This is a genomic window from Microbulbifer sp. SAOS-129_SWC, assembly GCF_039696035.1.
Classification (GTDB): Bacteria; Pseudomonadota; Gammaproteobacteria; order Pseudomonadales; family Cellvibrionaceae; genus Microbulbifer.
In genome coordinates this window covers 1948708-1964143 of record NZ_CP155567.1, presented here as the reverse complement: position 1 = coordinate 1964143, position 15436 = coordinate 1948708, and the positions used below count along the sequence as shown (strand labels likewise).

At 48.4% G+C, this 15436-nt stretch carries 14 protein-coding genes; 1 reads left to right on the top strand and 13 read right to left on the bottom strand.

Annotated features, from left to right (window positions below; all coding sequences use genetic code 11):
* The first annotated feature begins 27 nt into the window (after nucleotides 1-27).
* On the top strand, nucleotides 28-987 hold the full coding sequence (locus ABDK11_RS08525; RefSeq protein WP_346839867.1) for a hypothetical protein: 960 nt from the start codon (nucleotides 28-30) through the stop codon (nucleotides 985-987).
* 140 nt (nucleotides 988-1127) lie between these two features.
* Here the strand turns inward: ABDK11_RS08525 and ABDK11_RS08520 are convergent, their stop codons facing one another.
* The 13 genes from ABDK11_RS08520 to ABDK11_RS08460 all read right to left on the bottom strand — a co-directional run bounded on the left by ABDK11_RS08520 (nucleotide 1128) and on the right by ABDK11_RS08460 (nucleotide 15424).
* Nucleotides 1128-2072, bottom strand: coding sequence for a hypothetical protein (locus tag ABDK11_RS08520; protein ID WP_346839866.1), 945 nt, complete (start codon nucleotides 2070-2072; stop codon nucleotides 1128-1130).
* Entirely contained in the window at nucleotides 2069-3226 is a 1158-nt protein-coding gene (locus ABDK11_RS08515; protein WP_346839865.1) for a hypothetical protein, read from the bottom strand. Before ABDK11_RS08515 ends, ABDK11_RS08520 begins: the two co-directional genes overlap by 4 nt.
* Entirely contained in the window at nucleotides 3223-5007 is a 1785-nt protein-coding gene (locus ABDK11_RS08510) for a hypothetical protein (RefSeq protein ID WP_346839864.1), read from the bottom strand. The genes ABDK11_RS08515 and ABDK11_RS08510 overlap by 4 nt, the downstream gene beginning before the upstream one ends.
* 95 nt (nucleotides 5008-5102) lie before the next feature.
* Nucleotides 5103-5897 (bottom strand): sulfotransferase family 2 domain-containing protein, encoded by a 795-nt coding sequence (locus ABDK11_RS08505; protein ID WP_346839863.1) that lies wholly within the window; start codon nucleotides 5895-5897, stop codon nucleotides 5103-5105.
* 26 nt (nucleotides 5898-5923) lie between these two features.
* The gene (locus ABDK11_RS08500) at nucleotides 5924-8734 is read right to left on the bottom strand and encodes a glycosyltransferase (RefSeq protein WP_346839862.1); all 2811 of its coding nucleotides are present in this window, start codon (nucleotides 8732-8734) and stop codon (nucleotides 5924-5926) included.
* Nucleotides 8735-8758: 24 nt separating this feature from the next.
* On the bottom strand, nucleotides 8759-9037 hold the full coding sequence (locus ABDK11_RS08495; RefSeq protein ID WP_346839861.1) for a hypothetical protein: 279 nt from the start codon (nucleotides 9035-9037) through the stop codon (nucleotides 8759-8761).
* A 23-nt stretch (nucleotides 9038-9060) separates the two neighbouring features.
* Nucleotides 9061-9822: a sulfotransferase family 2 domain-containing protein gene (locus ABDK11_RS08490; RefSeq protein WP_346839860.1), complete on the bottom strand. Its 762-nt coding sequence runs from the start codon at nucleotides 9820-9822 to the stop codon at nucleotides 9061-9063.
* 17 nt (nucleotides 9823-9839) lie between these two features.
* The gene (locus ABDK11_RS08485; protein ID WP_346839859.1) at nucleotides 9840-10568 is read right to left on the bottom strand and encodes a hypothetical protein; all 729 of its coding nucleotides are present in this window, start codon (nucleotides 10566-10568) and stop codon (nucleotides 9840-9842) included.
* 187 nt (nucleotides 10569-10755) lie between these two features.
* On the bottom strand, nucleotides 10756-11718 hold the full coding sequence (locus tag ABDK11_RS08480; RefSeq protein ID WP_346839858.1) for a GDP-L-fucose synthase: 963 nt from the start codon (nucleotides 11716-11718) through the stop codon (nucleotides 10756-10758).
* A gap of 76 nt (nucleotides 11719-11794) precedes the next feature.
* Complete coding sequence (locus tag ABDK11_RS08475; RefSeq protein ID WP_346839857.1) at nucleotides 11795-12310, bottom strand: hypothetical protein; 516 nt, start codon at nucleotides 12308-12310, stop codon at nucleotides 11795-11797.
* A gap of 133 nt (nucleotides 12311-12443) precedes the next feature.
* Nucleotides 12444-13559, bottom strand: coding sequence for a GDP-mannose 4,6-dehydratase (gene gmd / locus ABDK11_RS08470; protein WP_346839856.1), 1116 nt, complete (start codon nucleotides 13557-13559; stop codon nucleotides 12444-12446).
* 60 nt (nucleotides 13560-13619) lie between these two features.
* Nucleotides 13620-14624, bottom strand: coding sequence for a hypothetical protein (locus ABDK11_RS08465; protein WP_346839855.1), 1005 nt, complete (start codon nucleotides 14622-14624; stop codon nucleotides 13620-13622).
* Nucleotides 14625-14683: 59 nt separating this feature from the next.
* Nucleotides 14684-15424, bottom strand: a complete 741-nt coding sequence (locus ABDK11_RS08460; protein ID WP_346839854.1) for a putative capsular polysaccharide synthesis family protein — start codon at nucleotides 15422-15424, stop codon at nucleotides 14684-14686.
* Nucleotides 15425-15436: the final 12 nt, after the last annotated feature.

The following is a 15436-nucleotide window of genomic DNA, read 5'->3' as shown; positions in this document are numbered from 1 at the left end:
ATATGCAATCTGTTTCGAGAAACAATAATGAACGCCTGTAGCTCCGACAACATAACCACAGAGAAGTCCAAGATTATTCTCCATTTGGGCCCCCACAAGACTGGAACCACCTCCTTCCAGGCGGCACTAGCAAAGTCAGAAAAAGAGCTCGCACGTAAAGATGTCACAGTCCTCGGCGTACAATCGGCACATTCAAATAAGTACCGAAAATGGCGAAAGCAGTATGCAAAAAACCTACACTCTTTTTTACTCGGGAAAAGCAGTCGGCACAAAACAATTAATGAGCTTTGCAAACGACTCAATGAATTACGCAAAATCCCTACAGATCTTAAAAGAACAATAATAATCAGTGACGAGAATCTCCTCGGCGTCCCTCCCGGGCATTTTGTCGCCAATTCAGGGCGGCGCGCCCGAGACTTTTATCGCGCCGCACCGCTGGTTTTAGAGGCTACTCAGCGGGCATTCTCCGATAGCGACGTAGATGTTCTCTTCGTGGAACGCAATCTACGAGACTTCCTCTGCTCGACATACCGAGACTTTGCGTTGAAAATGCAGAAATCCGAACACCTAAATGATTTTGTTGACAGCCTTAGTTATGACTTTGTTGACCAATACGAGGAATTCTTCAGCAACATTGGGCCCAACAAAACCATTTCCGTGAAGATCTACGACTTTCGAGACTTCATCCACAATACAAACAGGATTGTGTCAGAACAAATCGGTCAACCATTCACCGCAAGGGGATATCAAAAACGGAACAAGTCACTGAGCTGGAAAGCAACAGAAGTCGCCATTCACTTGACACCTGTCCTGCACTCTGTTGCGGAAAAGAAGCTGTTTTCCGAATTTCTGCTAAACAGAGTAGATGGAGATAGCCAGATATTAAAACAGCAAGCAAACCACATAGAGAAAAGATTGAGAAATCGGGCCCGTCTGAGCCTCCGATCGCTGGCGCGACGACTGACTGCGATACTCAGTGGAAAATAGAAACTAACGCAAGAACTGGATGTGGCGCAAGGGAGGCTCAAAGAGAAGCAGAAAATTCACTGGAACTCTCTGCTCGATTTATCTCACAACAAACCGCAGATAACTGCTGCAACACCCCTTAACACAGGAAGACAGCCACCTCAACGGACCTCGTCCAACAGCTCGAACACGCCGTTTTCATCCGCCCAAGTACTGTATTTCTCATTTAGATCAGCGGTGAGGTTCCGCAACTCCGATGATGCAGAGGGCTTGGGCACCAGACGGCCATATTCATCATCATCACCATGGATATGCAATATCAGCTCGCCCTTCTTCATCCAGCGATCTTGAAAGTGCCGCACTCCAAGGGCCAGGTCCAGGCTCTTTGGAATGAAATCCATCTTCAGACCACTATCGTGCATCGCAAGAGAGAATGCCACTTGGTCGAGGTTACGGTGATTGGCACCCAAAATCTCTATATTCGCTAGTAGAGCATCAATCCACTGAATCCAGCTATCTCGTATTCTGGAAAAGTGGGCCGCCGGGAAAACCAGCAGACCACCATTGTGATTGTTGATATAGGCCCTATTGTCCTGCTGCGGGTCCTTGGGGTCTGGCTTTGTCGTATAGCTCTCTGGCTGCCCCAAGTTAAATTCGGAAAATATTTTCTCAAAGACGGAAAAGGTCGGCCGCGGAACAAACTGTGCAGCACGAACATTGGCGTTACACCAGCGCTCGGGGTTAAACGACACATACAACTTGTCGCAATCATTTACAATAACATGCGAGAACCTTCCTTCCGGAATACCGTCAAGCTGCAACCACTTATTTGCCGGCGGACTCACCTGCGTCATTCGGTCGCGCACTATTACATTAATGCCTCCGAACTCCTTCAGCTTCCGCAAAAAAAGCTCGTCACAGCAGCTGGAGCAAGTCACGTAGATATCAGAATATGGTACACGCTGAAATTCGCGGAGCGACCAGATAAAACGGAAAACCTCTTTATAAAACTTGAAATTTGAATCAACAAAACAACTGTAGGCCACCCTGGGCTTACCACCCACCCCATCTGAACCGATTTTCCGGCGAAAAAGTCTCGAGATCATACTTTTCTACCCTCCAGGTACTCGCGCTTGATCCTGACCACCCTGCTCCACGCATCTTTCAGCAAGCGCTTAAGCACACTTTCAGGCCCATCATAGTCAGCAAGAAACTGGTCACGAATCTTCTTTAATACCTGCCTGGTTTTCTGACCATAAAAAAATGCGGTTCCATCACCAATAAGCGGCTGCAGGCCCGGAAGATCATCAAGTAACATCCTTGTGATCTCCGCTACTTTTTCTTCAGTCAATGGGAAAGGGCGCCTAGCGGTACTCTCACGTGGCCGCTCGAAACGCTCGAACAGCTCCGCCTGCCCAAAGTATTGGCTCGCAACTTCGATATTACTGTCGCAATGCGCTGCCACAACATTTGAAACCATCGCTTTTGACAATCGATATGAGTCCTCAGGGCCTGCCGCCTCCGACAGCCCACCAAGGCGTTGGTACAGCCCCGACACATTCATACCATCTGGGATAAAATGATTGAGAAACAGCTTGTAATAAAGGTAGGTCTCGGAAAGCGATGGATTAACGTTTTCCGGGTAAACCAGACGCGGATCCTCAGCACAAGCGTGCAAGTAGCGATCAACGAAATCATCGATAATACTCTCGTTCTTGAGTGCGGAGCGCTCGTAGGACAGCACATCCAGGCTTTCACCAAAGATACTCTTCCACCGGTTTAAATAGGTGAGATAGTCTGACGAGCCGAGAAATGTTTTCTGGTAGTACTCAGCAAGAGAAAGAGTCATATTGGTAGCGTGAACCCGCTGCGCATATGCAGAACGCAAATACAACGACTGCTCGCGCAAGTACATGACAACCTTGAGTCTAAAACCGGAAAAGATCTCGGCTACGAGCTTCGGGTTGACGTTTTGAAATGCCTCGCTGCTGACCAGGGCTATCGGCTCATCTGCGCTGGCGATCTCTTCCCTCAGGTCTTTCACCAACTGGCTTTCCAAAGGCGAAGCATTGGATTGATCCAGCTTCACTCTCCCGCCGGAAAAGGATTCCGCGACAATGTGGTGAGCATTGTTCCTCACCCCGGTATGCGGGTAAAAAATACCGCATTCCGACAACACCCTTCGATTGACACTAAAAAAGCTCTGCAAAGAGGACGTACCGGTCTTGTGGCGCCCGACATGTAAAATTACCGTTTTCACGCTTGCGCTTCCTCCAAGGGCGGCAGCTTCAGTTCCCCCTCTTCTCGCCCCGCTACTCGCACAGCAATAGAACCTTCGGCGCTCAACTCATCAATAATCGACAGTCCGGAGCTCAAGCGCTTCCGGAGACAACAGCTTTCCAGCTCAGCAAGCCGCGAGGTAACGTATTCAACTTCGCCTGGGAAAAGCGCCTCCCCCTCGACGCCTACCGCATTGGCGTGGGGCTCCAAAGCGCCATCCATCCCCGTAGAAATTGGAAGGCCATAACCTAAAGGCTCAATTTTCCACTCCCCCAGACCGAGAAGCTGAAGCGCACCACCATTATTTGCCAGAAAGCACTTAATCACGCCATCCGGCACATGCAAACGTAGCGGCATCTGCTTAACTAGCTCGTTAAGCGCAGGCAACATGCGCAGGAAGCGCGAAATCTTGCCCTGCTCTTGTGGTGCCAGTACCAGATTAAGCCGCTGAACCAACGAGGCGGAAAGGCGTTCTGGCAGCACAGGATGCTCTGATTTGTATTGTTCTACGGTATCTTCATCCAGCTCGAGACTGACCAACTGCCCTTTGAATACGAAAACGTCTTCTCGTTCATCGGAAAAGCCCCAATCCTCCGACATCCAGAATGCATGGACAGGAGAGCCATGAACTTTTGCTGAACCGATAAACTCTGGCATAAGCCCCGCATTTTCCAACGGCGCATAAAGAACCTGCTCTTCGCGAGCGACGCGACCTCGCTGCGTTTCGTAGACCTTTAGCAGCACCCTGCCAGACTCTTCTCCATCAGCCCTAGCGCAGGAGAAATCAAGTAAGTTGAGCCAGGGAACTGGAGAATCATGCCAGCGGACATCCGACACTTCACCGATACTGTCTGACAGACCGAAAGCAGCCAACGCAGACTCGGCAAAGTCCTGCACACCGCGTTCCGCCAGGAAGTCTACTACCTGCTTCGATGTGGATGTAGACTGCTCGCTCTCTTCATGCCCACGGTAAAATAGCCGCAGGATTTCATTCTTTTTCCTGGCGAACCACACTACATCCGATATTTTCCGACTCAGGGCCGCCAACAGTCTACGGCTCAAAATCACGGCAACCACTGCGGAAAACAGCGGAGGAGCACTGGTATCCCGCCAAAAATCATAGACGATATAACAAAACGCCATGATAAACAGGACCCCTGTTCCCTTACCAACAAATCTGCTCGGATTTTTGCGGAATTTATCGGGAAATGAGGGCACCTGCAGTGCGATGACACTAAACATCAGTACCACCACAAAAAGCGAAAAATAGAAGAACACGAGAAAATCAGGATAGAGAAAAGCAATTCCCGCCGACAGGGCCAGCAGTAATAAAGTGCCGCTACCAGATTCGACCACCCTCCGGTAGACGTTCGAGAGAAGCTCCCGATTGGCAAACCGCTCCTTCTTGTGCTCACGAGAGAACTTACGGTTATAGCAATCGCCCGAACGCTCGAGATACCACTCAAGGAAAATAGTAGACAAAAACGATAGGACAATAATCGATGACAGCACCAGCAGCCAGTCACCCCGCCCCAGACCTGGCCAGATCCGCTCAAGGAATCCCGGTAGTTTGGGATTGCTGACGACGATCACCACCTTAATCGGAAGAATAAATACCAGCAGCTGAAGGATATTCCTCGAAAACGAAGTAAAGACATCGAACCAGAACCTGACTGGCGCCACGCTCCGAAAGCGCGCAGCGGTACGCTTTTTATTGAATACAGTCCCAACTACATCTTTAAACACGGAAAACATATTCATTTAGCCTGTAACAGATAGAGCCCCAGCGAAATCTAGCCCTTCTCGTACACAAAAACACTAGGCGGATGCAAACTGCAGAAAGCCGTCACGTGAGTTTAGCTCCCAACAACGGAGCCAATATTGCCATTCCCCGAAAATTCACCTGCAAGGAAAAAGTAAGATTTCGCGAACTCGTAGAGGGCAATATCGTAAATATTTTCCTGAATCAACTCACCCATCACTGGCTCCAGGAGCTTGTACGATTGCTGTTTCTTCTCTTCCGCATCCAGATCCGACGAGACATTGCGCGTCTGGTAAGTGAACTGCACTCCGGGAAAATACCTCGCCAACTGACTCATAATCCTGTCGAAACTTTCTGGGAACGCGTCGACGAGACCAAACGCGGTCCGCTCGGACTGAAGGACACCCATCGCTACATCCAGAGAGCCCTGCCCCGCCTCCACACCACGTTTCCATTCCCGCGACTCACCGATAAACAGGGTCTGGAAATTGCGGATCGTGGGTGGCACATCCGGTTGCAGCCGCCAACGGACGTAGTCCAACAACCCCAACTCTTTTGCCATTTTGGATCCAAGACTGGAAATAGGTTGTTTGCGCTCAAAGTTGTATACCGATACAACACGCTCAATTGGATCGCGCAAAAAGTAAACTGGCAGATAAGAGACCTCTGCCTCTGCTGGCAACGGTGAGCACAGATGATGACTTGATATCGCCTTTATCTGGGAGTTGGCCGACAGAAACTTGTTCAAGTACGCCACACCACCTTTGCGCATAGACTCATCGTCACGATGATCGAGAAATCCTTCCTCGCCAAATGCACTTCTTAGCGCGCTATCGAAGGAAGTCCCAGCATTTTTAAACATATGCCCATGAGCAATAACATATCTCATTAAATTTTTACCTAACCTCAAACTCACTAAACTGAGACAGCAGAAGGTCCAAAGTGCTTTTCAATCGCCCCTTTCACGACCGTGGAGCTAAAGTGGCGTTCAATGTATTTTGGGCGCGCAGCCAACATCGCATTGCAGAGTTCTTCATTGTGGTACAGAGTGACCACCTCTACGGCAAAAGCCTCGGCCCCATCAGCCACGCGCATCACGGATAACGGTTCTGGAATCCCCTCAGCCCCAATCGCGGTGGTCACCAGCGGAACACTACTCTGCAGCGCTTCAAGGACTTTGCCTTTCACTCCCGCGCCATAGCGTAACGGCACAACACAAACTCGAATCGAACTGTAAAGCGCCTCGAGCTCATCATCACTGACAAATCCATGTACGACGATATTATCTGACGCCAGCGACTGCACCACCTCGGGAACATTGGAACCCACTACATGGAGTCGGATATCTGGCTCCACAGCAAGAATTCTCGGCAGCACTTCACCGGCAAACCAGATAACAGCATCAACGTTCGGGCTGTGGGTGAAACCACCAACAAACAACAGGTCTTTACGGTCGGAATGGACAAATTCCTTCCTAATATCAGGATCCAGCACATAGAGCGGTATTTGTTCCACATGTGTGCCAGGTGAGAGCTCGCTTACGGCCGCCACTTCAACATCTGAGGGATACAATACCGTATCGACTTGCTCGAAAATTTGAAGTTCACGATCTTTCCATTGGCGAGCCGCCTTAATCAAACTTTGATCTCCAGTTGACTTGGCTTCGCGCTCCGTTCGCAAATAGTGTAAGTCGTGACCAAAATATACCAGCTTCGGGCGAACCTTCAGCGAGTTGATTTCATCGATGAAACCTTCGGTAATATGCGGCCGGTGCAGATAAATCACGTCAATATGACACGCGCTCTCTTCCAACCAGCGTTTCCAGTTGCGCGCATAGCGTTCACCATAAAGAACTTCCACTCCCATTTGCTGCAATGCTTCGGTGTATGGCTTATGGGGAAAAAAGTTTGCGCCCAGGAATTTAACCCTGTAGCCCATTTCCACCATGGTCTTTACATACAGGAAAGTTGATTTTGAACCAGCATCTTTGTCATAAAATGGTACGTAATGGTCTATATAAAGCAGCGTCGTCCGCCCGCCCGCTCGCTCCCGGGCGTCAAACACATTGTTTGCCACATCGTGGTTTTCCGCATCCAGCACCTCTGCCCACTTATCTCTGAAAACCAGCTGGTTAATCCTTTGCTGCTTCTTGATGCCAGAATTTATGTCACTTCCGTGACTGACACCCTCAAAATGCACTACACAAGACGCTGGCTGATAAACAGTACGCAAACCTCTCGCTCTGATCTGGAAGGCCAGATCGGTATCTTCATAGTAGGCAGGGCAAAATCTCTCGTCGAAGCCTCCCAGCTGATCCCAGAGGGATTTCTCCAGCATCACACAGGCACCGGAAATATAATCGACATCCTTAACATAATTTACTTCTGGAGCATTGGGGTCTTGACCGCGACCAAAATTCCACCCGCTACCATCTTTCCAGATAATACCGCCCGCCTCCTGAAGCACTCCATCTTCAAAAAGCAATTTCGGCCCCACGAGGCCGACACCTTTTTGGGTAGAAAAAACGTTTAGCAGCGACTGCAACCATCCGGGCTGAGGGTTTGTGTCATTATTGAGCAAAACAAGGTATTTACCTCTAGCGAAGGTGGCTGCATTATTGCAGTTCTTCAGGAAACCCAGGTTCACAGCGTTACGAACTACATGGATGTTCTTTATGCGCTCACTAATGGTTTCGGTATGGTCGCTGGACCTGTCATCTGCGACTATCACTTCATAGGCAACCCCCGCGGAATGCGCCAGAACGGCCTGCAAACAAGACAAGGTTGTAGCGTACTGGTTGTACACAGGAATAATGATACTCACCAGCGGCTGGTCGCACTGCGGGAAGGTAAGCTCTACAGACTGGGCGCCCGGTTCGTCAACAGGATATATGACTGGCTTATCTGCAGTAGATGCATCCAGCGGGAAGCGCTGGTCAATCCAGGCAGCGCCATTCAGCTGTTCGATGCCAAGCAGCACTCTGGCCAAGCGCCAGAACCTCGGCCAACTAAAGGTTCTCAGGCAGGCATAGGGGTGCGCAAGGGCATAACGTAACACCTGCAGGAAATAGTGAAGACGATTAAAATTACTCACATCAACCTTATCTAAATCGTTGGCATGACTCCGTTTGAACTGAATGAAATCAGACCAGAGACGGTTCAGATGATTGGCTCGATCTTTCCCAATCTGAACACCATTCCAGATTGACTCTACCAACCTCATCAAAACCCCTGAAAAGCTCCCCAAACTTTTTTCCACACCGCTTTGCGTATCAAGAAGCTTCTGATACATGTCTGCATTCATATCACTAAGTGACTGAATGAGTTCTGCATTAATTTCTTGCGACGTTTCCGCAGACAAAATCTCGCCAACCAGACGCTCATATTCACGCGCCAGGTATTCGCTACTGTTTTTTTGATCAAAAGCGCACTGAGGAATGGCTTTACTGAAAGTTTCCCGCTCCTCAAGCGGCAAATATGCTAAATGCCCCGCGCCGCTCAGGAATTTTTCCCGACGTAACAAGCGCACAACTCCAAGCAACCGCTCAAGCTTCAACGATAGCCTGCCTATACGACTTCGCTCTATTTGGGTGAACGCGTCCGCGTAACGTTCGATCTCACTCAAAAGGCTCGCGTTTCTGGCAAGCTGCTGATCCAGTAACTTATCTACGTCTTCGCCTACCGGACTTTCTTCCCTAACGTCATTCATTGGCATCGGATACATCATTCAATTTCGAGTCGGAAAATCGTCTTACGTATATTCATTCATCACGACTTGAAAATCGATGCCGCGTTCTTGTTGATATTGCAATGCAGCCTCATAAAGCTGGGTCAATTCACTCTTGGAAGAAGGTCGAAATGTCACGTAGCGAATGATCCGCTCTATATGACCAATCAGGCGCCCGAGTAACGAGCGCCTGAACATGTACACCTTGGCATACGAGACACAAAGGCGACGATGCAGGTACTCGCCTTTTTCTTTTTCAGATTTGAATTTATCAAGCAAGATCTGCTCAGCAGAGTTGGTCATGGTTTACCCCCTAGCAAAATTTCTTATACATCTTGAGGAACAACGGAAGCAAAATGTTTACAGGCAAAGTTGTACAGCTCCAAGTCCTGCCGGTTACGATCAATCAGCTCACCGTAAAGTGCTTCACCCAGTTGTTGCCTTACTTCCAGAAGCCTTTCTTCAATGTGCTTACCGGTATCTTGAGTCGTATTTACCTGCCTATTCACCACCTTCAAGTCCGGGAAATGGTATTTCAAGTAGAAGTGCATTCGCTCTAGCGATTCTTGAAAACGCTCAACCAAACCAAAAAACGGCAATTCCGCAAGAAACGTCTGGGCCCGGACCAACCGTTTTTGTGTATCCGAATCATGTGCGGGCTTTTCACCCTCGCACGCCGTATTAGAAAGCTGGAACACCTGGTAGTTGGCGATCGGTCCGCGACTACAAGAGTCCAGTTTCTCTCTCACATAATCGGCGAAGCTTCCCTTTGGAACTGTCAGGCCCAGCTGCTTTTTCCACTCGAACAAATAGGCCGAACGGACCCGATCAAGCGGATGGCGTAGAAAGACAATGGGAAAAACCTCGAAATCCCCCTGCGGCAATGGCGGCATCACCTGATGGGACGAAACAGCCCTGACTTGTGGATTCTCATCGATAAAGGCCCTCATTTCTGCAGGAAGAATCTTAGCCGAAGCAGTGTCTTTATCGAAGCTTGTCCAGGAATCCCCGAAACTACCTTTCAGAATCTCATCGATCGATGATCCGGCATTCTTGAACAGGTGGTAGTGTAAAATCAGCTTTCTCACGCGCTCACTACATCCAATCAGGCGGGGTGTGATTTCAGGTCGGCCACTTGGTAACCTGTAATTGCCAAGCCTAATTTGCGCTTGTCGTCTCCCTTTCCGAGCTCAGCGGGGCTCAGCGTACGAATTAATTTGACTTCAATACGGCTGGCCCGCGAATCTTTACGAACCGGAAGAGCGCAACACAAACCGCGTGTCTGCCCGTCGAAATCCATTTCAACCTGTTGCGTCTCACCATCGACCAGGATTTTTGCCTCTTTTACCAGCTCATCATCATCCATCGCCGAAATAAAGCCGAGACGGAAGACCTTCTCGACATCACGCAGTACAGGCACATCGAACACTATCTCGGGAGAAGGGCCGGTCCAACTGTAGGCCAGCCCCTCGGGTGTGTGCTCGACACCGTACATATTCTGGCACTGGCCAAAGGTTTCCGCCGAGACATCTACTTGGGCTTGAGGGGCATAATTGTGTTCAGCGACAGGTTGGCTAATCTCCGCAGTGTCTATACCTGCCCAGGATTTGCCCAGCAATACCTGCTCCAGCACCTTGATTCGCGCGCCCAGATTGGCCTGGTTCTCCACCAACACACCGGTAACCGCCTTGAGGTGATCATAAGGGTTCGGACTTGCTTCAACAGCCTCGATAATGCGCGCTTGCAGCGACTGGGCATCATCCTTCACTAGCGCATCGAAATAGCGCAAGTCCTCCGCCAGCATCTCGATATCGCCGCCTTTACCGCTGTTCATTTTTTGTACTCCCGTCGGATAATTGACCGTAGCTTACCGGATACGGGTTCCAATTACCCTTCTCCGCTGCAAACGGCTGATTATACTGATGAAGAGTGCGGGAATCAGCCGCTTTTGAAAGGAATTGCGATAGAGTTGGGAGACGAAATGAGACCGGGCAGTAACGCCCGGCCAGGGAGGGGGAGGATTAGCCGCGGAATCCAGACTGATTCTCCAAGAACCAGCCATACGCCTGTTGCAGGCCATCCCTAAGAGTGATACTGGCCCGCCATCCTAGCTTGGCCAGCCGCTCGACATCCATCAACTTGCGCATGGTGCCGTCCGGCTTGCTGGTATCCCAGCGGATATCCCCCCGAAAGCCAACCACTTCAGCCACCGTCTCCACCAGTTCGCGGATAGTGCAATCCACACCGGTGCCCACATTGATATGACTGAGCATCGGCTGGGTATTCGCGGCATAAATGGACTCATCCAGCTCCATCACGAATACCGAGGCCGCAGCCATATCGTCCACATGCAGGAACTCGCGCATCGGCTTACCGCTACCCCAGGCAACCACTTCAGCATCCCCATTCTCTTTCGCCTCATGGAAGCGGCGCAACAACGCCGGAATCACATGGGAATTCTCAGGATGGAAGTTATCGTTAGGCCCATACAGGTTGGTAGGCATCACCGAGCGATAGTCGCGGCCATACTGCCGATTGTAGGACTCACAGAGCTTGATCCCGGCGATTTTGGCCACCGCGTAGGGCTCATTGGTCGATTCCAGCGTGCCGGTCAGCAGCGCTGACTCCGCCATTGGCTGCTCCGCTTCCTTGGGATAGATACAGGAAGAGCCCAAAAGTAGTAGCTTGTCCACGCCAGCCTGGTGGGCCGAGTGAATGATATTACACTCCATCATCAGGTTTTCGTAGATAAACTCCGCCGGGTAGGTATTGTTGGCGTGAATGCCGCCAACCTTGGCGGCCGCCAAATAGACCTCGTCAATGCGCTCGCCGGCGAAGAATTCCCGAACCGCGCCCTGACTGGTCAGATCCAACTCCTGCCGAGTGCGCACAACCAGCTCCACATCATCCCGGAGCTCAAGCTGGCGAGTGATCGCCGAACCGACCATACCTCTGTGACCGGCAACAAAGACTTTTTTCAACATGCGCTCCAAATAACTCCATAGGTACAAAGAACTAAATTGTCTTTCGACCCTTAACCAAAAAACTCAAAAATAAAATTCAAATAACATAGCCATTACTAACAAACCAGTCGCCATAATTACGCTCAAGTAGGGCAACAAAATCTTCGGACAACTGGCCTTTCCATGCCCCCTCCTTGCCATTTGTCACATGACCTTGATGGTAAAGATTCTGGTAATTGTATCGAATGTTCTTCTCACCCGAAGAGTCAAATGAAAGTGCATTCAATTTAGCATTGATCGAAGATATATCTAAATCTTTTATACCAAACAAATCACACAGGCCACTCAAAATATTTTCCGGGCATACGAGAAAATCCTCATAACGCATGACATAGTCCGCAACTTTTCTCCATTTTGCATCTTGAGATATGAGGTGCTCGGCAATTTCCAACTTAGGAGCTACATTAAACATGCGCTGCATACTTGCAATAGCGTCACGCAAATCACGGTGACTATAGATCACCAAATCCGCACGTTCGGCCAATTCAACATCAAAATTATGCAATTTAATAAGTGCGTTACCCAAATCCGGAATAGAAACTAAATCATCCACCCATCCAGACTTCAATTTAGTGACGAACGAACTCGAACTTGTAAGGATTTCCCTCGCTGCGTTGAACAACCAAGTGCTACCTGATCTTTTCATTCCGGCACTCAATATCAACAATTACATAACCCTCTAATAGCTATTCTTTCGCAACAGAAATATCGAAGCCATGCTCTTTGAGCAACGCGTGCTGCTTGGCCTTAGCCAAGTCCGACTCAACCATTTCCGCACACATGTCTTCGACGGTAATCTCCGGTACCCAGCCCAATTTCTCCTTGGCCTTGGAAGGATCGCCCAGCAGGGTTTCCACTTCCGCCGGACGGAAATAGCGCGGATCGACTCGCACAATGACATCCCCAACAGAGACACTTGGTGCGCTATCTCCGTTTACAGCACTGACCGTCGCAACTTCGTCTACTCCGTCACCGGAAAATTCAAGCTCAATACCGGCATACAGCGCGGACATGCGGATAAATTCGCGCACAGAAATCTGCTTGCCCGTCGCTATCACAAAGTCATCGGCCTGTTCTTGCTGCAACATCATCCACTGCATACGCACATAATCCTTCGCGTGCCCCCAATCACGCAGCGCGTCCAAGTTGCCCATATACAGGCACTCCTCCAGACCCTGGGCAATATTGGCGATGCCGCGAGTGATCTTACGGGTTACAAAAGTCTCACCGCGTCGTGGTGACTCGTGATTAAACAGGATGCCATTACAGGCATACATACCGTAAGACTCACGGTAGTTGACTGTTATCCAGTAGGCATACATCTTCGCTACCGCATAGGGAGAGCGCGGATGAAAAGGCGTTGTTTCCTTTTGCGGAATCTCCTGAACAAGACCATAGAGTTCAGAAGTAGAAGCCTGGTAAAAGCGGGTCTTTTTCTCGAGCCCCAGAAAGCGAATAGCTTCCAGCAAGCGCAGGGTGCCCATGGCATCCACATCAGCAGTATACTCCGGGGCCTCAAAGGACACGGCTACGTGAGACTGCGCTCCGAGGTTGTAGACTTCGTCCGGCTGAACGTCCTTCAAAATACGGGTCAGGTTCGATGAATCAGTTAAATCACCATAATGGAGGAAAAACCTTGGGTTCTTTTCGTGTGGATCCTGATAAATGTGATCCACTCGTTCAGTATTGAAAAGCGAAGCTCGACGCTTGATACCATGAACTTCGTAGCCTTTTTCCAATAGGAACTCCGCCAGATAAGAACCGTCTTGCCCAGTAACCCCGGTAATTAATGCTTTTTTCACTCTTTTACACCCAAAATCTTATCAAAAAAACTAAAAAAACGTAATAATGAGAAATCAACCCTAATCAGAAAAAATACACCCAACGAAACCAACTTCACCAACAGCTATGCTTTCTTTATCCACAAAATAAGTACTTTCCAGCCTCCCTTCGGAACCTTCTTTATTGCTTACTAAAATCTGAACAACGTTCTCACTTCTTCGGCCGGTCAAATAAACCGGCACGACCAACACTTTAGAATCTTGCGGATCGTACTTAAATCTAAAGTCCTTCCGGACAGAATCCCCTGGAGACAATATAAACGCTGAAGTTAAAGAGGAGTTGATAACAATCCCTGCAAGCGCCTTCATTCCAATTGGGACTTCAATTAAGACCTCAGACTCCGAAAATACTGAACAACTAACATCATTAACTAGCGCAGTTTTTATAACATTCTCAGGAGGAAAATTGACTTTTTCGGAACCATTACGAACAATCGCACATTCCGAAAACGACTTAAAAACATATCGACTAGAAGTAGCATGGACACTTGGCAAGTGAAAATTATCATACCTGTTCAACCATTGAGAAAAAAGACCATTAATAACTTCGGATTTCACATGCGCAGCATCTCGATAGAGCTCTCCAAACTCGATAGATTTCTTCTTGGCGTATTGAGCTAATTCAACTTCACCATCAAAGTATGAAATACCACTACTTTCAAATATATTTCTTTGCGATTCTACTACTCGACTACGGTGAATATCGTCAGTTCTTCCGGGCAACAATATTCCTACTGGAAAACAATAATTTGAAATATAACCAATTACCGCTTCATAAACATCTCTTACTCGCTGCAACTCGTACGCACCAGCACGGATTGCCGCCGCGTCATTAACGCAACTTTCTAAGAAAACAACATCAAAACTGGATAGATCGACATCAAAAAGCCTGTAGAAGAAGAAAATATTTGGTGAAGCCCCCAGTGAAACGTTAACAACTTTTTCAAATTTCCCTGACGACTTTAATCCACCTATATAACCATCTTTGATTATTCCATTACTAGTTCCCAATACTAGAGCTTTCATAACAACAACCGTTCAGTATGACACTATATTTTTAACAAAAAATGAAAACCCCGCGAAAACTACCGGGTCCATTTCGACCTCATGCTTTCAATTTCTTCTTCTTGATAAAATGCTCGCACAACAGCTGAGCCATACATTGCATCTAAATATTCTTTGGGAAGAACTATTTTCTTTAAAAATTGCCTGTATTGGTCTTTATATGACTTCTCATTACCTATATTTGTTCTGAGAAGCTCAAATTCATCATCCAATTCCAGAAAGGCGCGTAGGCATTCCTTTTTGTCAGAGTCACTTGACTCAACTTTCATCAACAAAATATCTCTCCCATCATGACGAAGGGCATAATAAGGCGAAGTGCGCAATTCTTCCAACTCAGTCACATCAAGCCCCATAACGTGTTTAAATTCAGAGCTAAACCAGCCAGTACTAACATTGTGGGAGTAGGAAGAAATAAACTTATCTATCAAAGCGCCCGATGAAACGTCTCTATAGTCGTCATTAGGGAAATAAGAGTTAATGTTTTGAAAAAAAGCGCTCACATTTCTGGCCACAGGATCACGCATTAATGTAATCACTTTCACCCCTTTTTCTAATATCCCGAGATCAATAACCTCTTTAGATCGCGCAATATGCGGCGGAGTTTTTTCTCCCCTCTCACGAATGGACGCTTCTAATTTTTCTATCGCCGGCTTCCTAAGATAATGCACCTGGTAATTCGGGTATCCGATTGCATTAAGCGAATCCCGAATTGCCGCAGAGCCGACCTTTCCCATTTGATAAATTAACACAGGGTTTTTCATGGTATTCCTTTC

Bases quoted from the DNA above. Each gene is read 5' to 3' on its own strand.
- ABDK11_RS08525 (WP_346839867.1), top strand. From the start codon at position 28: ATGAACGCCTGTAGCTCCGACAACATAACCACAGAGAAGTCCAAGATT.
- ABDK11_RS08520 (WP_346839866.1), bottom strand. From the start codon at position 2,072: ATGATCTCGAGACTTTTTCGCCGGAAAATCGGTTCAGATGGGGTGGGT.
- ABDK11_RS08510 (WP_346839864.1), bottom strand. From the start codon at position 5,007: ATGAATATGTTTTCCGTGTTTAAAGATGTAGTTGGGACTGTATTCAAT.
- ABDK11_RS08505 (WP_346839863.1), bottom strand. From the start codon at position 5,897: ATGAGATATGTTATTGCTCATGGGCATATGTTTAAAAATGCTGGGACT.
- ABDK11_RS08500 (WP_346839862.1), bottom strand. From the start codon at position 8,734: ATGATGTATCCGATGCCAATGAATGACGTTAGGGAAGAAAGTCCGGTA.
- ABDK11_RS08495 (WP_346839861.1), bottom strand. From the start codon at position 9,037: ATGACCAACTCTGCTGAGCAGATCTTGCTTGATAAATTCAAATCTGAA.
- ABDK11_RS08485 (WP_346839859.1), bottom strand. From the start codon at position 10,568: ATGAACAGCGGTAAAGGCGGCGATATCGAGATGCTGGCGGAGGACTTG.
- ABDK11_RS08480 (WP_346839858.1), bottom strand. From the start codon at position 11,718: ATGTTGAAAAAAGTCTTTGTTGCCGGTCACAGAGGTATGGTCGGTTCG.
- ABDK11_RS08465 (WP_346839855.1), bottom strand. From the start codon at position 14,624: ATGAAAGCTCTAGTATTGGGAACTAGTAATGGAATAATCAAAGATGGT.
- ABDK11_RS08460 (WP_346839854.1), bottom strand. From the start codon at position 15,424: ATGAAAAACCCTGTGTTAATTTATCAAATGGGAAAGGTCGGCTCTGCG.